The following is a 24,785-nucleotide window of genomic DNA, read 5'->3' as shown; positions in this document are numbered from 1 at the left end:
GTAGCCTGGACGTCCACGTCCGGGGAAAGTAGGTTTTTTGTACCCGAACGTGGACGTCCAGGCTACTTAGTTTATTTTGATTTCTTCGCTAGTTCCAGTGCCTGGGTGGTTGTGTAATATTTAGCAATCATGTTCGGAACTTCCCAGGCTGGCAGGTTACCCGCTTTCAGGTAATCCAGGTACTTCTGAGCTACCCGGCCAAAGTGCGCTTCGTGCCCTTCCTTGTATTTTTCCGGGATAACGACTTCCCAACCTGATGCGATTTTCTTCACCTCAACGCCCGGAAATTCCTGCTGAATGGCCGGAAGGGCTGCTTTTACATCGGCTTCCAACGTTTTATTACCCGAAGCAGATTCGATATACAGCGTGGGTTTGTACTTCTGTTCGGCTCCCTGACGGATGATCAGATTGGCTTTAGTGCCGCGCATAATTGAGTAGTGCGTATCACCCGCGCCTTCTGGCGCTTTGTAGGCCCACGTAACAGAAACTTTCGCGTTGACACCCCGAAGCTGGTAATTTATTTCACCGTTACTGTAAACTCTCAGAACGCTGTCTTTCACTACGTCCTTTTTCAGATAATCGGGAAAAGCGTCCTGTTTAGTAATCGCTTTAAACTGGCTCAGACTCATGTCCGTTGTCCAGCGACGGGCCGAGTTGAGTTTAATATCTTTTTGATAATCAATAACTTGCTCTGGAAAGCATTCCCACTGCACAAGGTCCACAAGATGGGTCGTTACGTCGACGATGCCTTCGCCTTGTTGTTCTACGTCCATGAACCAGGCCGGACGCGTGAGGATGCTGCCTGATACGTTCTTGTAGAAATGGTGAACACTTTCTTTCGTAACAGCAGGATTTTCGGGTGTGCCTTTTTCCAAGGTACCAAAAACACCGGCCTGCTGCGAAAACGCCCGCTGGAGCATGGTCGAGATTTCGTAACGTTCGGTCATAATGTCGTAGAGCAACACCTTGTTTTTCTCAGCGGTCGCAAATGACTCTTTCAGTTTGTCGAATTCTGACGCGCTGATTACCATCGGTTTATCGGCCAATACGTTAAAGCCAGCCCCGACAGTTTTCTGAACGTAATCGGTTTTCAGACGGTTATTGCCGGCCATCACCACTACGTTGCCTGACTTGTCTTTTATCATCTTATCGAAGAAATCGTCGCCTTTATAGACTTCTTCTTTCCAGTGTGTAGGGTTTTCGCCCCGCGTATTAAAGCCCTGAATTTTATCCAGATGAAGCTGTAAATCAGGTCCATCGGGTGCGTAGACGTGCACAACCGAATCGACGCCATCGAGCATATTTTTCTGCACGAGCGCGGCATGGAAATGACCAGGATCTAACGTAATCAGGTGGATTTCGCCACTAGACGTAGCGTTCTTCTCGGACGACTGACAAGCGGAAAGCAACGTAGCCATGAATAGGCAACCTACGATGGGGGATAACTTCATGTTTTTAAAGAGCGAAAGAGTAAATGAGCGAAAGAGTGGCTGACGCAAATTACTCTGCCGGATGGCATTCGCTCATTCACTCTTTCGCTCATTGTTTATTTGGCCGAAGCTACAGCTTTAATGGCGTATTCGGCGCGTTGTGGGCGCGTCAGGAGCTTGTTGGCTTCGGGGTCGTTTTTGAATTGCTCTTTTTTCGGGTCCCAATACAATTTGCGATTCAGCTTCATGGCTGCATGGTGAAGCAAACACGCCGTACACGAACGATGACCAATTTCGACAGGGGCAATCGGCTCTTTCCGGCTGGCGATGCTTTCCAGCCAGTTGCCGTGGTGTTCTTTGCTGACCGTCAGATGTACTTCGCTCGGGCCGATTACCGATGTCATGATTTTGGGATCGCTGGCGTCGAGTTTCTTGGCGGCATTCTGCTTGGCAATTGGATCAGAAGCTGTCACTGAACCATCACCCCGCGATACGAAAATCCAGCCTTTGGTACCTTCAAACCGGATTCCGTTCGGAATTTCGTTGCTCACTACCATATGAACGCCGTTTCCGTAAAGCGCTTCCGTGCGGAAAATACCGTGTACATCCCACAGACCACTTTTCGGGAAATCGGCCTTGCCCCAGATTTCGATTGGACCGGTATGCTCAGTATTCATAGCCCAGTGTGCGCAGTCGATGTGGTGAGCGCCCCAACCCGTAATCATCCCGGCACCAAACTGCTCGCAACGTAGCCAGCCTGGACGGTCGTAATCGGCCTGTGGATGGACTCGTTTTTCGGTATAATACACTTCTGGCGTAGTACCAAGCCACATGTCGTAGTTGAGATTTTTGGGAACCGGCATCTGGGGTTCCTCATTGCCAGACGGGTCGCCGGGCAAACCAACGTAAACCATTTTCAGGTCTCCGATACGTCCGTTACGTACCAGTTCGGCAGCGTAGCGGAATTGTTCCGATGAACGCTGCTGACTACCAACCTGCACAATCTGACCGGTTTGCTTCACGGCGTCGGCCATCATTCGGCCTTCGGAAATGGTAAGTGAAGCCGGTTTCTGCATGTACACATCTTTCTTTGCGCGAACCGCGTCGACCACGATGGGCGCGTGCCAGTGGTCGGGCGTGCTGACAATCACGGCGTCAACGTCTTTATTGAGCAGTAATTCCCGATAATCCGTGTAAACCCGAACGCCGTCGTAATCTTTGCCGGATTTCTTGGCGTAATATCCGTTTACCAGTTTTTTGGCGTCCTCGGCCCGCTTGCTGTCGAGGTCGCAAACGGCCATGATGAGCGCATTATCGTATCGCCAGACGCCCGGCATATCGTGCGTGCGCGAAATACGTCCGGTACCGATGGCTGCTACGTTGATGCGGTTGCTGGGGGCATTTTTGCCAAAAACTGAAGCCGGTACGATAGTCGGAAAGCCTGCAATAAGGGCCGTTCCTTTGACCGTTAAATCGAGAAAATTTCTCCGCGAGACGGTTGATTTTTTTTCGTGTGACATACACTATACGGCTTCAGCAGCCTTTTTCGATGATTTACAGATAAAGAGTCAGTCTGGGAATTTTTACTATTCAGCACTACGTAGCGTTCTCTACTAGTGTTACCCTTTAATGAAACCTGCCTTTAATTCCTAAATCCCCTGAAGGGGACTTTGTCCAAATGCTAGTAAAGTCCCCTCCAGGGGATTTAGGGGTAACACGTAACAAAAAGGGGTCGATCATTAGCCGACCCCTTTTTGTTACGTCCATTACGTAACGTAGTGAATTACTCTTTCCAGCGCCACTCATTGGCGATTTGCAACGGAGTGCGCAACCCTTGCGTCACCAGATAATCACGGGTTTGGGTGTCCGTCTGACGGCGGGTCGGAATGTCGTCGCTATCGGCGAGGGCGTAGAGCAACATGCTCGAATAACGTACCGTATTCTTTAACTGATCAGCGTTGACGAGGTTGATACGGTCGCAGTTGGCGTGGTAGCAGTCGAGTACTTCACGCGCCAAATGGCCATTCATCCCGACTACAGGTACGCCTTCGAGCATAAACGGCTGATGGTCAGAGTGAAGGCCGGCCTGATTCTGCATCTGATTGGCAAACGTCGGTTCTATGTCTTTCATCCCTTCGCCAATAGTATTCAGAAAAGGGACCATGTCGCTACGTCCAAAGGCATTAAGGCCCGTCGGATCGTTGGTCATATCGAGATTGACCATACAACGGACATTGTCTAATTGATTCGCTTTTTTTAGATTCTCGACCATCGCCTTCGAACCAAGAAGCCCCTGTTCTTCACCCATGAACAGCACAAATTCGATGGTACGTTTCGGCTTTACCTTCAGGGCTTTAAGCGTACGGGCAATGTCGATGACGGCGAACGAGCCAATTCCATTGTCAATGGCGCCGGTTGCCAAATCCCAGGAGTCCAGATGGCCGCCAACAATAATTTTCTCATCAGCGAATTTCGAACCTTTCAATGTAGCCACTACGTTCCTGGCACGAATTTTCCGGCTTTTGTTCGTCATATTGATCAGCGCGTGCAGTTTCCCGTGTTCTTCCTGCATCCAGGCACGTATCGCCTGCCCACTTTCGAGCGAAATACAGACCGACGGAATCGGAATGAGCTTGCCTGTTACGGAAGCCGTACCTGTCAGCAATACGTTACCCGGCACCAGATTGACCATAATCACGCCCGATGCGCCGTGTTGAATTGCCAGCGCCGTTTTTTCAGAGCGATGCAAATTCCGGGCTCCTTTTGTGGGCGCAGCCAGCCCGATATTTACGAGTGCTACTTTACCTTTCAGCTTGTCTTTCAGGGCCGCGAAATCACCTTCCAGGCCGTTGCCAACATCCACAATTTCTCCCTGTACATGGGCATCGACGGGCGAATGCGCCAGCGCAACTACGGGTACGTCGCGAAAATTATCGCTCCGGTTTGGTACTACCGCCAACGTAACGGTGTCGCGCATCCAGGCTTCTACTTCGAATGGTTCGTAACGAATGTCACGGAAGCCGTACGAAGTCAGAAGGTCAAATACATAAGCTTCTGCCCGCGTGCCATTGGGGCTACCGGTGAGTCGGTGACCTACTTTCTGCGAAACATCACTCAGCGTCTCGTAGGCGCGACTATTATCCGATACCTCCTTATTGATTCGGGTAAAGGCTTTCTGGAAAGAAGTTTTTGGGGGTTGGAAAGCAGTTAAGAAACCGGCAGTGCCGATGCAGAACAGAACGAGCCGGTGTAGAGGCACGTAGAGTGTCCGGGCCATGAGTTGGGTAGTAGAAGTCTTTGCTAAATATATGGAAAATTTACTGGATTTTCAGCACCGAATGATTAGACACAGGAATTAGAAAAAGCGTTCAAAAGAATAGGAAAAAATCGACAAAAACTAACTATACCCACGTATCAGTTTTTGGTTGATTTTTCATCGGTTTCAGTTGAACCGTTGAGCGCCCTGCGAGCCAGTCCCGATCAATACCGACCAGCCCAAATACGTGATCCCAGCTACGTTCGAAACAGTGAGCCGCATCAGGAAACGTACTGGAAACTTCCAGCGCATTTTCATAGAACGATACGGGGCGTTGCCGCAAAACGTTGCGTTGCACCGCAAATTGAGCACCTAACACAAATGTGTACGTATCAGGCCCGTCGTTTCCAAATAATGCATGATGAAATTTCTGTAAATCGAGTCCACGTCCGTCCTCGTTTTTACTCCACGGTTTGAACAGTCGATGCCCCTGATTGTCATCAGTATCAATGAGATGGCCCAGCCAGCGGAAACCCGTCGGGCTAATCGCTTCCGGTTCATCAACAAAGGCACGTAGTGATTTCTTGAAATCGTAGGCATGGTCGAAGGGTTTGCCCTGACAGAAGATTGTCCAGTCAGCCAACGAATCGTAGCGGCTAACGATGTAGTGCAGGTACGTATGCGCTTCGCGACCGATATTAGGTAGAGAAATCGCGCCGGGGAACGTATCGATAGGACTTTTGTCATAAACCGTAACCGGCAAACCCGCAGGTAGATTGCCCAGCCAGTTCAGGTTTTCGGTGTAATGAGCAACTACAAGTTCAAGCATCTAAAAGCTTTTCAACAGTGCCAGGATGATATTCCGAAAGCCATTTTTGTCATTCTGAGGAACGAAGAATCTTGAGGCTCCCTAATTTGAGAGTAAGGATACATTAAGATTCTTCGTTCCTCAGAATGACAAAAATGGCCCAAAAGGTTTTTGGCACTGTTTAGGTTTCGTTTCGATAGAGCTTAATTTTACAAAAATCTTCTTCATTTCAGCAACCGACGACTATGAATCGAATCTACCTATCATTTCTCCTTTCACTTACGATTTATACAATGACTAACGGACAAACAACTCCGCCTAAAGCGGCTGTCAAACCGAAAGAACTCATTACGAACGGCCATAAACGTATCGACAATTATTATTACCTCAACGAGCGCGAAAATCCGGAGGTTATCAACTACCTCAAAGCTGAAAATGCGTACCTCGACCACGTAATGGCTCCCGTTAAAGACCTGCAAACGAAGCTGTTCGATGAAATGAAAGGACGTATCAAGCAGCAGGACGAATCGGTACCGTACAAAGAAGGCAACTACTTTTATTACACTCGCTACGTTACGGGGGGCGAATACCCGATTTATTGTCGGAAAAAAGGTTCGTTGGAAGGCGCTGAGGAAGTAATGTTTGATGGGAACGTACTGGCTAAAGGACATAACTACTACCAACTTGGCGGTTATGAAGTATCGGATAACGACGAACTCGCCATTTTCGCTGAAGATACCGTTAGTCGCCGACTGTATACGCTACGTATCAAAAATCTGAAAACTGGTAAGATTTATCCCGAAATCATTCCCGATACCGAAGCGGGTAGTTTTGCCTGGGCGACTGATAATAAGACACTGTTTTACATCAAAAAAGACCCGCAAACGCTACTGGGTTATCAAGTGTATCGGCACGTATTGGGCACCGACCCAAAAACCGACGTACTGGTTTACGAAGAAAAAGACAACCAGTTTTATATGGGCCTCGGTCGCTCAAAATCAAAGAAATACATCACCATCGGCTCTGATCACAACGGCGTATCGACCGAATACCGATTGCTGGAAGCCAGCCAGCCAATGGGCGAATTCAAGGTGTTTCTGCCCCGCGAAAAAGGGCATGAGTACGATATCGTGCATTACCAGAATAAGTTCTACGTCCGCACAAACTGGAAAGCCGAAAATTTCCGGCTGATGGAAGTGCCCGAAGGCAAAACCACCGATCGTACCGTCTGGAAAGAAGTAATCGCTCATCGCCCGGATGTGTACCTCGCCAACATGGACGTATTTGTGAATCATCTTGTACTCGGTGAGCGTAAAGCGGGACTGACTAACATTCGCGTCATCAACCAGAAAACGAAAGCCGACGAATACCTCGATTTTGGTGAACCGGCCTACGTAGCGGGCATCAGCTACAATCCTGATTTCAACACGAACGTACTACGTTACTCGTACTCCTCGCTGACCACGCCCAACTCCACCTTCGATTATAACATGGACACGAAGGAAAAAACGCTGAAAAAACAGCAGGAAGTGCTGGGCGGCTTTGATAAGAACAACTACGTGTCGGAGCGGGTATTCGCTACGTCCCGCGATGGGGTTAAGGTGCCGGTATCCTTGGTGTATCGGAAAGGGACGAAAAAAGATGGGTCAGCGCCCCTGCTTCAATACTCGTATGGGTCCTACGGTATTTCGATGGACCCCGGTTTCAGTTCCACGCGCTTGAGTCTGCTTGACCGGGGCTTCATTTTTGCCATCGCCCACATTCGGGGAGGGCAGGAGATGGGGCGCCGGTGGTACGAAGACGGCAAAATGATGAAGAAGAAAAATACGTTTAACGACTTTGTCGACGTATCGGAATACCTCATTAAAAACAAGTATACCAGCTCTGACAAGTTGTTTGCAATGGGCGGTAGCGCCGGTGGCTTGCTGATGGGCGCCATTGTCAATCAGGCTCCGCAACTCTATCGGGGCGTAGTGGCTGCCGTACCATTCGTCGACGTAGTGACTACGATGCTCGACGAAAGTATTCCGCTTACAACGGGTGAATTTGAAGAGTGGGGAAATCCCAAAAATAAAGCGTCTTACGACTACATGCTGTCGTATTCGCCTTACGACAACGTAACGAAACAGGCTTATCCGAACCTGCTCGTAACCACGGGTTTGCACGATTCGCAGGTGCAATATTGGGAACCCGCCAAATGGGTAGCCAAACTCCGTACGATGAAAACGGACAATAACCAACTGCTGCTGCACACCAACATGGAAGCCGGACATGGTGGTGCATCGGGCCGGTTTCAGGCGTTAAAAGAAATAGCTCTGGAATACGCTTTCATGCTAAATCTGGTTGGAGAGCGGCAGTAAGTTGATTTTTAGTTGTTTAATCTTTCGACAATAAGCCATTTTTGTCATGCTGACGAAGAAAGCATCTTAACCTTTCCTAACTCACTAGCTGGCATGCTTTAAGATGCTTCCTTCGTCAGCATGACAAAAATGGCTTAAACAGGCTCCTAAGTGAGTCGTTTGTAAATCAACCTTGTATGCCTCAACTAGTTCGTATTCCGACACCTGGAAAAGATAAAGCGCCCCTATCAAAAGCGCAGAAAGAATTCAATCGGCTGACGAAAAAAATTGACGATCTGGAACTTGAACTGACTCAGTTTCGCGCAGCCGCTACCCAGATTCAGCAACGTATCTATACGGAATATGAACCCCTGCTACGTGATTTCAACAGGCTTCGGGCCGACCTCGTGCGAGTGTTCGACCGGGCGCATGATCGGCCCGAAACCACAAAGACCGAACGCAAAAAACTCGTGGATTTAATTCTGAATCTGTCCTACGAACTCATTAGTGAGCATGGTCTGGAGGAGCTTAAGCCTATATTCGATAAGTATGATGCCGATGGTTTTGATGCTACTGATGCTGAAGCCGATGAGCAGGTTTCGGAAGTAATGAAAGAAATGGTCAGTGCGATGTATGGCATTCAGTTCGACGAAGACGTGGACGTCAGCACGAAGGATAAGTTTATGGCCTATCTGGACGAACAAATGCGGGCGAAGCAAACAGAACATCAGCAGCTTGAGCAGGAAGCTGAAGAACGTAAGGCGAAAAAGCCAAAATCGGCCAAACAACAGGAACGCGAGGCAAAAAAACAACTGGAAGAACGTAACATCACAAAAGCGGTCAGAACGCTGTACATGGATTTGGTGAAAGCTTTCCATCCTGACCGGGAACCCGATGAGGATGAGAAAGTTCGCAAAACAGAAATTATGAAGCGCGTAACGGAAGCATACGAGAAAAGTGATCTGCTCGCCTTGTTTCGGCTCCAATTTGAATTCAATCGCATTGACCAGCAGAATCTCGAAACACTGGCCGAAGACCAGTTACGGTATTATAACAAAATCCTGAAACAACAGGCCGAGGAGCTTGACGCGGAATTATACGGACTGCAAAGTCAACTTTCGGCAGCATTAAATAAGCCACTCATGATGGTTGGTTCTGCTCTGAGCCTGGAATTTAGTTTCAATAACGATGTGCGGGCGTTAAAACAGGACATTAAGGCAACCCGGAAAGACATTAAAGATTTATCGAATCCAGCACAGATGAAAGCTTTTCTGAAAACGTACCGAATTCGGAAAGCAAGTGATTTTGATACGTTTAGCGGATTCTTTGGATAATCGTTTGGCAATAGTATGAGTCTGTTACTTTCGTGTATGAATATCCGCCAGCGACGTATTACTTCCTATTCTCCCTATTTGCTTAGTTTCATTATCGCTTGTCTGGTCATAAATAGTTGCCGGGTCGATAATTCGGATAAACTACGTGACCCGATTCTGTTAGAAGGTCAGCAACTGGCGCAGAAGCACTGTAGTAACTGTCATCAGTTCCCAGCGCCTGATTTGCTGGACAAAGAAACCTGGATACAACACATACTACCTGCCATGGCCCCTAAACTTGGATTAGAGTCTTATCCGGGCGGGCAGTACTACGCAGGAAGGGACGCGGCCATTTCATTTAACGATTGGCAAAAACTGGTGGCTTATTATCAGGCACTGGCCCCGATTAAACTCAAACCAGCTAAGGTTCCTGTTGATCCGGAAGAAGACTGGGCGATTTTTTCGCTTCAAAAACCCCAGGTCGATACGTCGCAGACAGCTATTACGACTTTGGTTGCGATGGATACGGCTGGGCATCAACTCTTTTCCAGTGATGGTATACGTAGTGATTTAACCCGTTGGAATCAACAACTTCAACCGACAAAGTTCAGGCAATTGCCTTCCGCTGCGGTAAATGTGCAATTCCTTCCCGATGCAAAAGGGAATCGACAGGGCGTATTCACCAGTATGGGTACCATGCGGGCCATTGATGGAATGAAAGGAGAGGTCGTTTCGCTGGGACTTTCAGACAACCAGCTTGCGGATTCTTCGACTATTTCCACTGATTTGCCCCGCCCGCTACAATCCGTTCCGGTCGATATTAATAAAGATGGATTGACCGACTGGGTAGTTTGTGGTTTCGGCCACTCAAAGGGAGGCTTATACTGGCTGAAGCAAGAGTCAAACGGAAAATTTAGTCGACAATCCATTCGGGACGTAGCAGGACCACTTCAGACAATCGTTAATGATTTCAATGCCGATGGTTGGTCTGATCTGATGGTCCTGTTCGCCCATGCTGACGAAGGCATCTGGCTGTTTCTGAACAACAAAAAAGGAGGATTTAGCGAACGTAATGTGCTACGTTTCCCGGCGGTATATGGTTCAACCAGCTTTCAACTGGTGGATTTTAATAAAGACGGTCGTCAGGATATTCTCTACACTTGTGGCGATAACAGCGATTATTCGCCCATACTGAAACCTTACCACGGTGTTTACATCTACCTGAATCAGGGCGATTTTCGGTATAAGCAGGCGTATTTTTATCCGATCAACGGGTGCACCAAAGCCGTAGCCACCGACTTCGACAAAGATGGCGACCTGGATATCATGTCCATCGCTTTTTTCGCTGACTTTCAGGATAATCCATCCGAGGGCTGCTTGTATTTCGAGCAGCAGGAGCCGATGAAGTTTCTTCCACATACGTTACCAATCACTACGTATGGTCGCTGGATTTGCATGGACGTAAACGACTTCGATCAGGATGGAGACGCCGACGTAGTGCTGGGCAATTTTTCAAAGACATTCATTATCCAGAAGGATTTGAAGCCCACCTGGGATACACACCTGCCCTTAATTTTGCTGAAGAATAAGACGCGCTGATAGGCCCCGACAGGCTCTGGCTGTCGGTTATAGCTACAGGATTAGTCGCTAGCGCGACTCCAACATCGGACCGCCGAAGCGGCCAGAGCCTGTCGGAGCCTACTTCAGCCACCCGCCCGTGAATCCGGCGCGTTGCAAGCCTTTGCGAATGTGTGGATTCTTCTTCATCAGGTTCCAGATGAATCCGCTACGTAGGTTCTCGGCCATAATCAGAATCGGTCCCTGATCGATGCCGAGGTAATCGATATCGAACCAGCCTTTGGTGGTTGGGCCATTTGCGAATTCGGATCTGTACCGATACGTTGGGTTGAAAGCATCGCGGAAGCCATATTTTCCGTACAGCTTTGCCCCATACTTTGTTTTCATGGCTCGCAGGGCAGGCAGGCAAATCTCCGGCGCAAACGCTAGTGACCCACCAGTCGCAGTAGGTGCGATGGTCCCATCATCTACGATTTGCGTTGAAGCGGTTCCCCGTGCCCGATATGAGAAAAATGTTCGTCCAGCTACCGTTGTGTCTTTGGGGCCATCGCAGGCCGTTAATCCCCAGATTGTTGGGCCATAGTCCTGCCATTTGGCGGGGTTCTTCAGGCAATATGCTCGGTTGGCGTAGGTTGCCCGGCGCGAATTTTCGGCGTAATCGATGCCTTTGCTACGCATATAATCGTCATGAATGCCTCGGAAATCAATCCAGCAATGAGAATATTGATGCCCAAACAAGGGGTCGAAGTTGACGTGTGTCTGGTCGTAAAAGGTAGCCCAGGGATACGATTTCGTCCAAGCCGACCAAACTTCTGGCCCTACCGGATGCGTGGGCGAACCCAGGGCCAGTACGTAGAGCAACATGGCTTCGTTATACCCCTTCCAATCAGCGTCAATGAATCCTTTTTCAGGATGCCAGCCCATCGACACAAAAGGTTTTCGGGGCTGAATCCACGTCCAATCGACCCGTTTATAAATCTGCTCGGCCAACTGCCGGATTTCTGTTTCGACGGGTGTATTCTTATCGAAATACGTCTGCGCACTCAGAATTCCGCCGAGTAGGAGGGCGGTATCAATAGTTGAAAGTTCGACCTGCTTGAACCGCTCGCCAGTTTTCATATCTAGAAAATGATAGAAAAAACCTTGGTAGCCCGTTACGTTCGTCGCTTTGTCGGACTGGGGAGCCTTCGCGAAGAAACGTAGTGTTTTCACGGTACGTTCGGCGGCCTGCTGGCGAGTAATATAGCTACGTTCCACACCGACCAGATACGAGGTTAGTCCAAATCCAACAGCGGCAATGCTCGCAAAGCCTGTTCGGGGAGCCCGGTCCGGTACAAGCCCGTTTTCTGGATTCGTGGTTTCCCAGAAAAAGCGGAACGTATCGCGCTGGAGGCTATCCAGGAACGTGTTATCGGTTTTGGTTAACGTGTATGGCTTCGGTTGGGCAAAGCCAATGGAAAGGGCTAAAAAGAAGAATAACGTTGTTTTCATAAGCTAATACGGACGTATTGTCTACATCGTTAAGCAACTTCAGTGATTGTGCGGACAAGAGGTTGATGTTAGCCCGGCCGCATTACATTCAATTCAGATTCGGACTTTGAAATCCTAAGTTTTTCATACCTTTTTTCACTTCGGGACAACTCATAAATAAGTTCCAAAGTAGACCAGAACGCTGATTTTCTATCATCACGATGATAGGTCCCTGATCAATGGCCAGGAACGAGTTGGCAAACCAGATAGTAGTCAGGTTGAAAGCATCCACAAAGCCGTATTGCTTCCAGATTTTGTCGCCCAGTTTGTAATAGAAAAATCGAAGCGCCTGCATCGACTCAGTAGGCGTAAACGGCATGGCTGCCAGTGCCGCCGTCGGTGCAATGGTGCCGTTATCATTGTTGGGGTCGCGGGCTGAGTAACCGTCCTGCTGATCGCTGGCGGTGAGGCCCCAGCAGTCGGCACTGTACCCGTTGAATTGTTTGGGATTGGTTTTGCAGTAGGTATAGTTGATAAGCGAGTGCGCTGTGTTCTGCGCCCAATAATCAGCATAAGCATCCTTTAAATCGTGCGGATTAATTCCCAGAAACGAATACTGCGAAAAAAACAGCGGCCCTCCGTAAGCGGGTCCAAGCGGAAGCTTGATGTCGTAATAACTGTTGCCATTTGCCATTTTTCCGTTCTGCGCCCATGAATTGTCGTAAACGGTTTTGGCGATGGCACTTTTATTTGATGAAGCCGCCAATACGTAAGTAATCAGGGCTTCGTTCCAGCCGCGAATTGGCAGGTTCATGTCCCAGTTGTAGTTGGGCGACCAGTGCCAGTACAGGTTTGTTTCCGCGCCATTTTTGGTGAACCAATTCCACTCGACTCCATCCCATAACTCATTGACCACCTGACGAAACGCAATTTCGTCGGCATTGGTCGGGCTGTTGAAATATTGTCGGGCCGTGAGTAGCCCCTGCATCAGATATGACGTTTCGACTAAATCAGCGCCGTCGTCTTTGGCACTGAACGGAACCGTGGCGCCCGTAGCACCATTAAGCCAATGTGGGAAGGCGCCGTGATATCGTTTTGCGTTGTTTTTCAGAAAGTTAGCTATTTTTAGCGACCGCGCTAGTCCGTCTGCCCGACTGATAAATTGGCGATTGATAGCGGTCACGATAGCCATAATACCAAAACCAGTTCCGCCCGAAGTCACTACGTCGCCCGACGCATCCCGTTCACGCGCCAGCCCCGACACCGGATGACCGAAATCCCAGAAGTACTTAAACGTCTGTTTCTGAACCAGATCAAGCAGAGCTTCGTCGCTGATACGTGGAAATTTGTCGGTGTTGTCAGGGGCCGTTGTCAGGTCTAGATTAAGTGTAGAACTGAATAGGGCACCCTGCTGCGAAGTAAGTGCTGGCAAGACTGTGAATGAATAACTCGTCAGTGGATTGAGCGGATTTTGGGGCGTAATGGTTAGCAACGTATCACCACCCGAAAAAGCAATCTGTAACGGCACCGACGTAGTGCCCTGCGTTAGCTTAATATGGTTTGCTACGTTCTCTTTCTGAACTGGGGCCGAAAACGACACCGTGATCGTTGGAGTCAGTCCCAGATTTCGAAAATTAGTCGTAGTCAACGACTGACCGTTTACCTGTACAGTACGGAAATTAAATGGTTTTGGCGGTTCAACGTCCTCGTTTTTCTTGCACGAGAAACTAAGGAGAACCAGTAGCATTACCACTATGTTGGTTGTATTCATTTCGTTTTTCAGAACGTTAGTAACAGGGGCTGTTTTCACTCAGAAAACAGCCCCTGATTTTTAATTGAAGCTTATCGACCTGCTAACTCAAGCTGGTACAAGGAGTTGATATCGCCATCAGATAAAGGCTTGTTATATACTCTGATGTTATCGATTGCGAAAGTCCCCCTTGTTGTGTAGGATGGTAAAGGCCCTGCAGCGGCAAAGCCAATCTCAGAACTTGCTAAACTTCCGATTACTGCCTGACATGGAGTCATCATGTTGAGAGCGACCGTATTTACACCTCTGTCATTATAGGCCCCAATTGATTGCCCATTTCCAAAGACATTGATTTGATGCGTATTTGGGTCAAACCGTATCACAAAATGGCTCCATACACCTGCACCTTTAAATACGCCAACTGGAGGTTTACCTCTCGGATCAGGTCTATTGTCTTGCCCATTAAAGTTGCCATTTGCAAGCAAGGAACTATAATTTGCTTTTAGAACCAACGTATCAGGGGTAGCACTTGCAGCGAACCAACCGGTTTCAGCACCACCACTTAAGTTTCCAAACGCATCTTTTTTTGCCGTTGGGAAAAGCCCAAAGAATGAGGTAAAGAACTGTTTGTTGTTTTTAACATTTACCCACATACTTAGCGTATAACTTGCCAACGCGTCAGCTGCGTTAAGCTTAGGTATAGCCGGATAAACCACCGCTCCGGTAACCAGATTAAGAGCCTGACCCGAACCTGAAGATCCTGTGACATAATTTACTGTACCATAGGTATTGCTCGGAGCAGTACTGGAAACTAATTCATTTTGAGTCCCTTCAAACGTCCAGCGAGCCAGCAGATTAGCGCTGGCAATGTCATTCGAACTCTGGTATCCTCCGATGTCTGGCAACGTAGCAGTGCCGTCATCTTTTTTGCATGAAGTGAACACAGTGCTCATTACTGCTGCAGCCGCCACCCACGCTGTGATTTGTTTGGTTTTCATGGTTTATTGGTTTTGAATTGTATTTATTAGATAATCAGGTTAATGCACTTTATTTCGATTGTTTGTTATGCAGCCTCTTAAAGTATCCCTGCTAGCTCGTTTGGAAGCCTTAAAATGCTTCCTGCGCCAGCATGACAAACAATCAATACCCGCTATTCTGGGTCAGTTGACCACCGCTGAGCTGTATTTGCAGACTCGGTATGGGCAGTAACTCATTCTTGCCAGCCACAAAGTTTTTCCCGGCGGCTCGCATCACCTGAGCGGCCCGGCCCGTTCTGACGAGGTCGAAGAAACGGTCGTGTTCCATCGCTAGCTCAATACGTCGCTCTTTCCAGATAGCTTCGCGAACGTCAGTCTGCGAAGCTGCTTTGGTGGCCGCTAAACCGGCACGGGTACGGATACGGTTTAGTTGTGTAATAGCTGTTGCCGTCTGTCCCAGTTCATTGTTGGCCTCGGCATTCATCAGCAATACGTCGGCAAAACGTAGTAAACGGACGTTTTTCTGCTTTTTATCCCGATTACCCAGATAGGGCTCGATGCTGGGATTTTCGCTGGCGTAAGCTTTGTAGTTGTAATAATTGTTCTGCACCGAATCACCACTCGGAATGCGGAAGCCGTCATACAATACCGTACCGACACCACGACCACTCCGGTCGATAGTAATGATGGTCGATTCTTTCCGTTTGTCCCCCGGCTCGTAGGCATTGACCAAATCGGTAGAAGGTGTACAGAAGCCAAAACCCCGGTCAGTCCAGCCGCCCAGCGGACCTACCCGTGGGCCTTGCCAGGTGGAGTAGCCGCCAACGGCAATGTCGCCATTGTTGAACGTACCACTCTGTGTTTCGAAAATGGATTCAGCATTGTTGTTGCCGACGTAGCGCCAGATGGTCGTGTAATCGGGCACCAGCGAATACTGGCCAGAATTGATCACTTCCTGCGTAAGTGCCTGTACCTGCTGCCAGTTTTTGCGATATAGATACGTCTTGGCCAGCAGCGATTGAGCCGCTCCCTTGTTAGCATGCCCCACCGCCGACTGCGCACGTAACGGTAGGTTAGCAATCGCAAACTGCAAATCGTGTGTAATTACATTATAAATCGTATCGAGGGGAGCCCGCGTCTGGAAAGCCGGGTCATTATTGGCGTCCTGCGCATCTTTCGGAACCCGAATTACCTTAGGTACCGGCCCGAAGAAACGTACCAGATTGAAGTAATAGTATGCCCGAATGAACCGCACTTCGCCAATCAACTGGTTTTTTGTCGCTGGCGTTAACGAAGAAGTTTCTAAAGCGACTAGTGCCTGGTTAGCCCGCGAAATTCCACTATAGTACCCGTTCCACAGAGCCGCTACGAAATTGTTGGTGGACGTAGTAGCGAAATTATCAATGTCAACCAGTGAGGGTTGGTCACCAGCGGTACTGCCTTTGTCGGCATCATCGGAAATGATGTTGGTAGCCGCAATGAAACTAATTCCGTGAACGTCGCCCCCAGCCCCGCCAAACGCTTCGCTGTTGTACATACTGTTATAAACGCCTGTCACCAGGTTGACTGCTAAATTGGGATCAGTAGCCGTAGTCGCTTGCCCTTGAACCGGTACGTCCAGAAAGCTTTTCGAGCAGGAAGCTATCAGCAACGTAGCAGCCACGAACATACCGGATAGAAAGAATGTATTACGTATCATGTTTGTTGAGTTTAGAAGCCTACGTTAAGACCAATGGCATACGTTTGTGTAGTCGGGTACGCGTTCAGCTCGATACCCTGCTTCGTCGGTGAATCCGATAGCAGTTCGGCAGTAAAACCGCTGAATTTCTTCATCGTCAGAATGTTCTGCGCTGTTACGAATACCCGCGCGCTACTCACATGAACTTTATTTAGCCAGGTTGTTGGAAGCTTGTAGCCTAACGTAGCGTTGTTAATCCGGGCAAACGAGCCAGATTCCACGAAGTAGGTCGACGGAGCCAGATTCCCACTGTTGGCTCTTGGTTCGGTCTGAGAAGCGTTCGAGCGGGTCCAGCGATTGTATGCCATTGTGCGCTCTACGTTGTCGAGTACGTTCTGCCGGACACCCCGCTTACCATTGTACACCTGATTGCCTACGTTTCCGTAAAAATCAACGCTGAAATCAAGGTCTTTGAAGGTCAATCCCAGATTCAGGCCGAAGTAAGCTTTGGGTTGATAAGACCCCACAAATACTCGATCGTTATCGTCAATTCGGCCGTCGCCATTGGTATCCTGATAGCGGAAATCACCTGGTGAAGCGGTAGGTTGGATTGCCTGACCACCCGTATTTTTGTAGTTGGCAATTTCTTCGTCGCTCTGGAAAACACCGAGCACCTGAAGTACGTAGAAACTACCAACTGGCTGCCCATTATCGGTGCGGGTCGTATACTGCTGATTAGCTCCAACGCCCCCGTCAAGAATCGGCTGGCCACCGTTCAGACCTATTACGTTGTTTTTGTTCAGGGTTGCATTTCCACCCACACGATAGGAAAGGTCGTTCGAGATTTTGCCCCGCCAGTTCAGCGTCACCTCCAAACCCGTATTTGCAATCGATGCCGCATTGGTTAACACTACACCATCAGCATCGCCCGTTACTGAAGGCACTTTTACGTTGATCAGGAGGTCACGGGCTTTTTTGTCGTAATAGTTGATTTCGCCCGTCAGGCGTCCGTTGAGAGCGGAGAACTCAGCGCCAAAATCGAGTTCTTCGGTCGTTTCCCATTTCAGGTTGGGGTCTTTAATCTGGGTTATCGCGCTACCCGGTGTCGCTATGCCCCCGCCAAACGGATAAGCTAAATTCGGTTGCACCGTTACGGTGTACGAATCCGAGGGAACCCGGTCATTACCTACCCGTCCCCAACTGGCCCGCAGTTTGAACACATCGAACACGTTCTGGTTCTGCATAAACGACTCGTTGGAGATCAACCAGCCAGCGCCCACCGACGGGAAATAGCCCCAGCGATTCTGGCTCGGAAACCGCGACGAACCGTCGATACGTAGCGTAGCCGTAAACAGGTACTTGTCGTCGAAATTGTAGTTTAACCGGCTGATGTACGAGTTTCGGGTGTATTTGTCGCCAGTACCGTCGTTGGTTGACGTATTAGCGTTACCCGTACCGATATACCATAAGCTGGGGGTTGCTGGTACATTTTTTCGATAAGCCGAAAATTTCACCTGCGTATACTCTTCAGCAGTCGTTCCAACTAAGGCTGTGATGGCGTGTTTATTAACCTTTTTACTGAACGTAATGAGATTGTCCCAGGTCCAGTGGAAGGTACGCGTGTTCTCAAACTTTAGGTTACTGTCTGGATTGCGCTGATTCCCACCGGAATTGATGAACGTAGTGGTATCGTTGTTAAACTGATAATTATAAACCCGACTGTTCAGGTTAGTCCAGTCACCCCCCATGTTGCTACGTAGCGTGAGCCATTCAACCGGCTTAAGTTCCAGATAAGCTGATCCCAACAGGCGGTTATCCTTTTCGTTATTATCGTTATTGTCAATGTCCAGAATCGGGTTGCCAACATTTTGATAGACAGACGTATTGCCGTATTTATTGCCAACTTTCGATTGAATAATGGGAGCGGCCCGATACGCATTGTTGTAGGCCGACCCTAAATTGGCAATCTGGTTATTTCCGTTTGAATACGATGCTGTTATCCCCGCTTTTACGAATTTATTGAATGTGAAATCGTTGTTGGCACGTAGCGTAAAGCGTTTGTAGACATTGTTGAGGACAATACCCTGATCGGTAAAGTAGCCCGCGCTCAGGAAGTACGTCGATTTGTCCGTACCGCCATTCACCGACAAGCCATGATTTTGCTGGAAGCCGGTACGTAGAATCTGCCCGTACCAGTCGGTCGACGTAGTACCGGGACTAACAACAGTACCACTTGCCGTACTGACGTAGTTGGCATATTCGGCGGCATTCGCCATCTGAACCAGGTTAGTTGGTAAGCGAAAGCCCGCATTACCCGAATAATTCACCGTCATTTTACCCACAGTGCCGCGCTTGGTCGTAATAATCACTACACCATTGGCACCACGAGCACCATAAATGGCTGTTGCTGAAGCATCTTTCAATACGTCGATATTGGTGATATCAGCCGTATTAATGTTGGAAATATCGTCGGTCAATACACCGTCCACGACGAACAGAGCGGCCGTTCCAGCCAGCGCCGTACTGGTTCCGCGAATCCGAATGACTGGCGACGTACCGGGCTGACCACTACTAATGATCTGAACACCAGCAGCTTTCCCCTGAAGAGCCTGCGTGGCCGTCAGGACAGGTTGTTTTACCAGTTCTTCACCTTTGATTGTGACTGTAGCACCCGTTACGTCCGATTTACGTTGCGTACCATATCCCACTACCACTACTTCACTCAGTGATTTGGTGTCTTCAACCAGTGTTACGTCGATAGCAGTACGTCCTCCCACGGCGACTTCCATTGTCTGAAAACCGATACTCGAAAAAACCAACGTAGCGGTTTCGTCAGCCTGAATCGAGTAAACCCCAGTGCCATCGGTCACCGTACCCGTCGTGGTGCCTTTTACCTGCACCGTAACGCCCGGAAGCCCCTGACCAGTTGCCTCAGTAACTTTACCAGCTATCCGAATAGGCGCATGTGCAGCCCAGGCCATCTGAGCATATGCAAAGAAAAAAAGTGTAGTGAGCAACCTCACCAGCCTTTTTGTTTTTAGAGGTAGATGAAGAAATTCCATAAGTTGTCAGGTTAAGATTCGTGTTGCTTCGCGTAACATCAGTTAGCCAGCATCAAGTGATTGCTAAAATAGCTAACGAAAATTCGCAACATTTTTCTACTATTTTTTTGTACAAAAGTACGTAGTAAGTACATTCGTGGTGAATTTAGGGGTACATCATTACCACATCATACCGGCTTTTTTAGCCTGTTTTTGATGATTTTATTACATCATGCCGTTCTTTCGGCCCTATTTTATGAAGAATAGTAAGAGTAGTAAATTGTGCACTTCCGGGCGGCTACTCAGCTTTGTTTTGTTACTATTCATTACCGCTCAGGTACCAGGATCAGCGCAATCAAACTATAGTTTTTGCCAGCCTGAATTAATCCAGTACACTCGCCAGAGCTACGGGGCATATAATCAGAACTGGGGAGCCGCACAACATCCACGAACCCGGTTTATCTACTTTGCCAATTCGAAAGGATTACTTGAATTTGATGGCAGTAACTGGAAAGTGTACGAACTGCCTCGAAAACAACGTGTCCGATCGGTAGCCATCGACCCGGAGGGACGGATCTTTACAGGCGCACTGGGCGAATTTGGGTACTGGTTTCCCGGCCCGAATGGTGCTTTAACGTATCACTCGCTGGTGCCACTGATTCGGGAAAAGCAGTTTTTGCAGGAAGAAATCTGGAATATTCTGATTACGAAACAGGGAGTTTTGTTCCAGTCTTTCGCATTCGTGTATCGGTACGAGCTTGGCCAGATGCACTTTTTACCACCACCAGCCACTATTCTCTTTATTCACCCGGTACATAATCGGCTCTTGCTTGAAGTAATGGGCAGGGGGCTATACGAGTTGCGGGGTAATGAATATAAGCTAATAAAGGGGAGCGGGTTTCTGGGACGGGAAACCGTCACGACAATACTCCCGCTGGACGATAAAAAGATGCTCATCGGGACCGATCGAGCCGTTTATTCTTACGATGGTAATGAGTTCAAACCATTCAATCAGCAACTTAATACCTTGTTACAGCATGATCAGCTTAATAGGGGTGTATTAATCAAGCCAGGTCTGTATGCGTTCGGTACGTTGCTGAATGGGGTTTTCATCACCAATGCGGCTGGCCAGATACGGCATCACATCAACCAGAAAACCGGCCTGCAAAACAATACGGTTTTATCGCTACGTACTGATATTGATGGCAATTTGTGGGTAGGGCTGGATAAAGGTATCGACATGATCAACTTAAGCTCGCCGGTACGTTACTTCTCCGACATAGACGGTAGTTTAGGGACACCTTACGATATTGCCCGACATGGGAATACGCTTTATCTGGGAACAAATCAGGGTTTATACCAAAAGCCTCTGGAGCGCTCTAATACGCCATTTTCGCTCATTCAGGGAACGCAGGGGCAAGTCTGGGATCTGGCTGTGGTTGATAATCAATTGCTTTGTGGTCATAATAAAGGAACGTATCGAATTGAAGGAACACAGGCGCAACTCCTTTCCAACGTAACAGGGGGATGGGTGTTAGATCGCATGAAACAACACCCCGATAAGCTTATTCAGGGAACGTACACGAGCCTTTGCCTCTATCAGAAAGACCAGCGGGGAAAATGGGCATTTCTGAATAAAATTGCTGACTTTTCGGGACCAGTACGTCAGTTAAACGAAGACAGTTCCGGAATTATATGGGTCAATAAAGCATCCAATCTGGGTTTGCAGCGGATTCGGCTATCCGATGACTTGTCCCGAGCCGTAACGACCAAAGATTATGGCAACGATAAGATACACGGTTCTGCGCTTAATCTTTGCCGTGTGCAGAACCGGATTATCGTTACGTCGACGGAAGGTTTGCAACTCTACGACAGCCCCAATGACCGTTTCATATCTGCTTCCAGTACGTTCCCGTGGGCAGAAAATAATATTCGAAAAATCTTCCCCATGTCCGACTCCAGTCTATTTCTACTTCGGCAGGATGGTACGGTCGGATGGACAAAAACAAATGGTCGGGTTTCGGCGGATGTGCCTGTGCAAATCAATCAATGGGTCGAGGATTACGAAAAAATAGCGGAGCTGGATGCTGACTACGTAGCATTTTGCCGTGAGAATGGATTTGCTTTAGTACCCCGAAACGAATTGCATCGACCGCTACGTTCAGTACCGGCACCCGTTATTCGTATGGTCACAACCGTAGATGAGCAAGAGGAACGTAATATGTTCTGGGGTACACAGTTAATTACTCAGATGTCGTTTGCCCACGACCAATCGAATCTGCTCATTACGTTCTCGACACCTTACTATACTCAGCCTGTCAAGTATAGTTACTGGCTTGAAAACAGTACAAGAGGTTGGTCGTCCTACACGACTGGCCATCAGAAAGAATTTAATAGTCTGCCACCCGGCCACTACGTATTCCACTTAAAATCGAACCTGAGCCCTACCGAAAGTGTGCTTTCGTTCGAAATACGTTCGCCCTGGTACTGGACAACCTGGAGTAAACTTCTGTATCTGATGCTGTTGGCTGGATTTTGCGGATTGATGTATGTACTGCATCTGCGTCGGGTGGCTAGTCAGCAAAGCCGTTTGAAGAAGCGGATGGAAACGAAATTGCGTCGGCAGGAAGAAAAAAGTCAGCGCGAAATTATTCTCCTGCAAAAAGAACAACTGGAGCAGGGCTTGATTCAGAAGTCGGAAGAGTTAGCCAATTCGACAATGGCACTGATTCAGAAAAACGAATTACTGCTGCAACTCAAGGAAGAATTGAACAAGACAAAAGCGAAGGTGAGCGGTCGATTGCCCAGCGATGATTTTGGCAGAATAAATACGCTGATTGACAACAATATATCAAGCGAGCAAGACTGGAAAATCTTTGAGACGAACTTCAATAAAGTACACGAGCAGTTTCTGAAACGGCTTTTCGAACAATACCCCGATTTGGGGCAGGGCGATTTAAAGCTGGCGGCTTACCTCCGCATGAACCTGTCGACTAAAGAAATTGCGCAGCTGCTGAACATCACCCACCGTAGCGTAGAACTGAAGCGATATCGACTCCGCAAAAAACTCAATCTGGATGCAGATACAAACCTGAGCGAGTTGATGATAAAGTACTGATTCAAAGAGCGAAAGCTATCCGGCACGATTTGCCGTTCGGTAGGTTCGCTCTTTCATTCTTTCGCTCTTTAAATCGTAACAGGAACGTGCAAACCGAAAACGCTATGTAGCGCTACTCGAGCGGCATGATACCCACACATGCCATGCACGCCACCACCCGGTGGGGTAGATGATGAGCAGATGAAAATATCCGGCGCTGAGGTTTTATAAGGCGAAAAACTAACGATTGGGCGCGAATACAACTGACCGATATCGCTGATACCTCCGTTGATATCGCCACCAATGTAGTTCGGGTTATAAGCTTCCATTTGTACTGAATTCATCGTATGACGGTCCAGAATACAATCGCGGAATCCGGGCGCAAACCGTTCAATCTGCTGTTCAATCGCGTCGGTTCGGTCGACGGTGGAGCCGTTGGGAACGTGGCAATACGCCCAGGCCGTATGCTTACCTTCGGGGGCGCGGGTTGTGTCGAAAAGGCTTTGTTGTGCTAATAAAATAAATGGTTTGTCGGGGTGTTGACCATCCGAAGTTGCCTGTTCAGCCGCCGTAATTTCTTCGAACGTACCACCAATATGCACCGTACCAGCCTCCCGACATTCGGGAGCTGTAAACGGAATAGGTTCGCTAAGCGCCCAATCGACTTTAAATACACCCATGCCATATCGATACGTTTCCAAACGCTTCTGATACGTAGCAGACAGGCGGTCGCCCGCAATACGTATAAGTTGCTTAGGCGTTACGTCGAACAACACTGCCCGCGCCTTTGGAATATCCTGCATTGACTGAACCAATCTTCCTGTTTCAATGACGCCACCTAACGTAGTGAAATAAGATGCCAGCGCATTGGCAATTGCCTGCGAGCCACCTTTCGGAATGGGCCAGCTGTATAGATGACCGGCAGCAGTCAGAACCAGCCCAATGGCCGACGTAGTAAGGTTCGTGAGTGGCTGAATGGAGTGAGCCGTCATACCACCCAGAAGTCCACGGGCTTCTTTAGTCGTAAATCGTTTCAGTAATTGCGTGGCCGGAAGCAGAGCATCCAAACCAAACCGGGCCAAATCGATGGGGTGTTTGGGGAAACGTAGTGGTCCCAGCACATCAGGGGCCAGCGTTGGCCAGCTACGTACTAATGGCTCAAGAAGGCTATAATACGTCAGCGCATCTGTTCCGAGCGAACTGGCCGTATCCGGGAGCGATTGCCTGAGTGCAGCAGCCGTTCCGTCATCGAACGGGTGAGCCGCTAAAATTGGGGGATTGATAAACTCCAGACCATGTTCAGCCAGCGGCAACTTCTGAAAAAATGGTGAGCCCACGGCCAGCGGATGGATGGCCGAACAAACGTCATGCACAAAACCGGGCTGAGTAAGCTGAGCCGAACGGAGGCCCCCACCAATGGTATCTTTAGCTTCCAGCAATAATACTGAAAGTCCAGCTAGTTGCAACGTAATAGCCGCACTGAGTCCGTTAGGGCCAGACCCTACTACAACGGCATCATACGTTTGTTTGTTATTCATGAAACACGTATTCCGGCAACTCTACGCAAACTAGCCGACGCGAGCCAGGAAAACCAAGAAACTAAACAAATAAGTTAGATTACTGAACCAGTGTTCGTACGCTCACTAATCCCCGTACCAATTGCAACCGCTGAATCAGCTTGTCGGCAAAAGACGTATCGCCCTGCATTTGTACGGTTAACAAACCGTTAGCCTGCACGCCATCAGCCTCGAAACAAATGGCTCGTATGAGGTAATTATCAGATTGAGGTACAGCCTGGGTAATATCACTGACGAAATTAAGCCGGTCGAAACCCGCGATTTGATACGTTACGTGGGTTAGGTTTTCCGGTGAATTGGTGACAGGCGATGGTTTTGATGAAGCCATGCTGGGAAACAGATTTAAGCAGATAACAACGCTATCAGGAGGAACACACGAACAGTTATAGTTAGTAGTCTTGTAAATTCATGGATAAAGGTGGGTAGTTAAATTTAGTTTTCCAAACTTGCCCTAAAATGAGTTAGCCCGCA

The 24,785-nt window shown here is 48.6% G+C and carries 15 protein-coding genes; 4 read left to right on the top strand and 11 right to left on the bottom strand.

The features are described 5' to 3' along the window. Positions 1–71: 71 nt before the first annotated feature. The 4 genes from IC229_RS23890 to IC229_RS23875 all read right to left on the bottom strand — a co-directional run bounded on the left by IC229_RS23890 (position 72) and on the right by IC229_RS23875 (position 5,515). A complete protein-coding gene (locus IC229_RS23890) occupies positions 72–1,451 on the bottom strand; it encodes a putative oxidoreductase C-terminal domain-containing protein (RefSeq protein WP_190889587.1) in 1,380 nt (459 codons plus the stop codon). A gap of 95 nt (positions 1,452–1,546) precedes the next feature. Continuing rightward, complete coding sequence (locus IC229_RS23885) at positions 1,547–2,950, bottom strand: Gfo/Idh/MocA family protein (RefSeq protein ID WP_190889585.1); 1,404 nt, start codon at positions 2,948–2,950, stop codon at positions 1,547–1,549. Positions 2,951–3,213: 263 nt separating this feature from the next. After that, on the bottom strand, positions 3,214–4,707 hold the full coding sequence (locus IC229_RS23880; RefSeq protein ID WP_190889583.1) for a M20/M25/M40 family metallo-hydrolase: 1,494 nt from the start codon (positions 4,705–4,707) through the stop codon (positions 3,214–3,216). Between the two features lie 124 nt (positions 4,708–4,831). Continuing rightward, positions 4,832–5,515 carry a DUF3431 domain-containing protein gene (locus IC229_RS23875; RefSeq protein WP_190889581.1) on the bottom strand — a complete coding sequence of 228 codons (684 nt, stop codon included), beginning with the start codon at positions 5,513–5,515 and terminating at the stop codon, positions 4,832–4,834. Positions 5,516–5,739: 224 nt separating this feature from the next. Between IC229_RS23875 and IC229_RS23870 the strand changes: the two genes are divergently transcribed. From IC229_RS23870 to IC229_RS23860, 3 genes are all read left to right on the top strand, one after another. Continuing rightward, positions 5,740–7,854, top strand: coding sequence for a S9 family peptidase (locus IC229_RS23870; RefSeq protein WP_190889579.1), 2,115 nt, complete (start codon positions 5,740–5,742; stop codon positions 7,852–7,854). A 176-nt stretch (positions 7,855–8,030) separates the two neighbouring features. After that, on the top strand, positions 8,031–9,167 hold the full coding sequence (locus tag IC229_RS23865; protein ID WP_190889578.1) for a hypothetical protein: 1,137 nt from the start codon (positions 8,031–8,033) through the stop codon (positions 9,165–9,167). A gap of 36 nt (positions 9,168–9,203) precedes the next feature. Next, positions 9,204–10,745 carry an FG-GAP repeat domain-containing protein gene (locus IC229_RS23860; protein ID WP_190889576.1) on the top strand — a complete coding sequence of 514 codons (1,542 nt, stop codon included), beginning with the start codon at positions 9,204–9,206 and terminating at the stop codon, positions 10,743–10,745. A 99-nt stretch (positions 10,746–10,844) separates the two neighbouring features. Here IC229_RS23860 and IC229_RS23855 read toward each other — a convergent pair whose 3' ends face one another. From IC229_RS23855 to IC229_RS23835, 5 genes are all read right to left on the bottom strand, one after another. Next, positions 10,845–12,215 (bottom strand): glucoamylase family protein, encoded by a 1,371-nt coding sequence (locus IC229_RS23855; RefSeq protein ID WP_190889574.1) that lies wholly within the window; start codon positions 12,213–12,215, stop codon positions 10,845–10,847. A gap of 88 nt (positions 12,216–12,303) precedes the next feature. Further along, positions 12,304–13,965, bottom strand: coding sequence for a glucoamylase family protein (locus IC229_RS23850; RefSeq protein ID WP_223834166.1), 1,662 nt, complete (start codon positions 13,963–13,965; stop codon positions 12,304–12,306). Between the two features lie 71 nt (positions 13,966–14,036). Beyond that, positions 14,037–14,942, bottom strand: a complete 906-nt coding sequence (locus tag IC229_RS23845) for a LamG-like jellyroll fold domain-containing protein (RefSeq protein WP_190889573.1) — start codon at positions 14,940–14,942, stop codon at positions 14,037–14,039. A gap of 142 nt (positions 14,943–15,084) precedes the next feature. Beyond that, positions 15,085–16,620 carry a RagB/SusD family nutrient uptake outer membrane protein gene (locus IC229_RS23840; protein ID WP_190889571.1) on the bottom strand — a complete coding sequence of 512 codons (1,536 nt, stop codon included), beginning with the start codon at positions 16,618–16,620 and terminating at the stop codon, positions 15,085–15,087. 11 nt (positions 16,621–16,631) lie between these two features. Then, a complete protein-coding gene (locus tag IC229_RS23835; protein WP_223834165.1) occupies positions 16,632–19,661 on the bottom strand; it encodes a SusC/RagA family TonB-linked outer membrane protein in 3,030 nt (1,009 codons plus the stop codon). A 292-nt stretch (positions 19,662–19,953) separates the two neighbouring features. Here IC229_RS23835 and IC229_RS23830 point away from each other — a divergent pair, with 292 nt between their 5' ends. Further along, positions 19,954–22,758, top strand: coding sequence for a two-component regulator propeller domain-containing protein (locus IC229_RS23830; protein WP_190889569.1), 2,805 nt, complete (start codon positions 19,954–19,956; stop codon positions 22,756–22,758). Positions 22,759–22,826: 68 nt separating this feature from the next. Here the strand turns inward: IC229_RS23830 and IC229_RS23825 are convergent, their stop codons facing one another. Together IC229_RS23825 and IC229_RS23820 are read right to left on the bottom strand one after the other, a co-directional pair. Continuing rightward, the gene (locus tag IC229_RS23825) at positions 22,827–24,275 is read right to left on the bottom strand and encodes a phytoene desaturase family protein (protein ID WP_190889567.1); all 1,449 of its coding nucleotides are present in this window, start codon (positions 24,273–24,275) and stop codon (positions 22,827–22,829) included. Positions 24,276–24,354: 79 nt separating this feature from the next. Next, positions 24,355–24,642, bottom strand: a complete 288-nt coding sequence (locus IC229_RS23820; protein ID WP_190889565.1) for a hypothetical protein — start codon at positions 24,640–24,642, stop codon at positions 24,355–24,357. Between the last annotated feature and the right edge of the window lie 143 nt (positions 24,643–24,785).

This window comes from Spirosoma profusum, from assembly GCF_014699005.1.
Taxonomy (GTDB): Bacteria; Bacteroidota; Bacteroidia; order Cytophagales; family Spirosomataceae; genus Spirosoma; species Spirosoma profusum.
Note: the sequence above shows the minus strand (reverse complement) of the source record. Positions and strands in the feature narration are given on the sequence as shown.

Coding starts and splice junctions, on each gene's coding strand:
- IC229_RS23865 (WP_190889578.1), top strand. CDS start 8,031: ATGCCTCAACTAGTTCGTATTCCGACACCTGGAAAAGATAAAGCGCCC.
- IC229_RS23860 (WP_190889576.1), top strand. CDS start 9,204: ATGAATATCCGCCAGCGACGTATTACTTCCTATTCTCCCTATTTGCTT.
- IC229_RS23855 (WP_190889574.1), bottom strand. CDS start 12,215: ATGAAAACAACGTTATTCTTCTTTTTAGCCCTTTCCATTGGCTTTGCC.
- IC229_RS23890 (WP_190889587.1), bottom strand. CDS start 1,451: ATGAAGTTATCCCCCATCGTAGGTTGCCTATTCATGGCTACGTTGCTT.
- IC229_RS23820 (WP_190889565.1), bottom strand. CDS start 24,642: ATGGCTTCATCAAAACCATCGCCTGTCACCAATTCACCGGAAAACCTA.
- IC229_RS23825 (WP_190889567.1), bottom strand. CDS start 24,275: ATGAATAACAAACAAACGTATGATGCCGTTGTAGTAGGGTCTGGCCCT.
- IC229_RS23880 (WP_190889583.1), bottom strand. CDS start 4,707: ATGGCCCGGACACTCTACGTGCCTCTACACCGGCTCGTTCTGTTCTGC.
- IC229_RS23845 (WP_190889573.1), bottom strand. CDS start 14,942: ATGAAAACCAAACAAATCACAGCGTGGGTGGCGGCTGCAGCAGTAATG.
- IC229_RS23840 (WP_190889571.1), bottom strand. CDS start 16,620: ATGATACGTAATACATTCTTTCTATCCGGTATGTTCGTGGCTGCTACG.
- IC229_RS23870 (WP_190889579.1), top strand. CDS start 5,740: ATGAATCGAATCTACCTATCATTTCTCCTTTCACTTACGATTTATACA.
- IC229_RS23875 (WP_190889581.1), bottom strand. CDS start 5,515: ATGCTTGAACTTGTAGTTGCTCATTACACCGAAAACCTGAACTGGCTG.
- IC229_RS23850 (WP_223834166.1), bottom strand. CDS start 13,965: ATGAATACAACCAACATAGTGGTAATGCTACTGGTTCTCCTTAGTTTC.
- IC229_RS23885 (WP_190889585.1), bottom strand. CDS start 2,950: ATGTCACACGAAAAAAAATCAACCGTCTCGCGGAGAAATTTTCTCGAT.
- IC229_RS23835 (WP_223834165.1), bottom strand. CDS start 19,661: ATGGAATTTCTTCATCTACCTCTAAAAACAAAAAGGCTGGTGAGGTTG.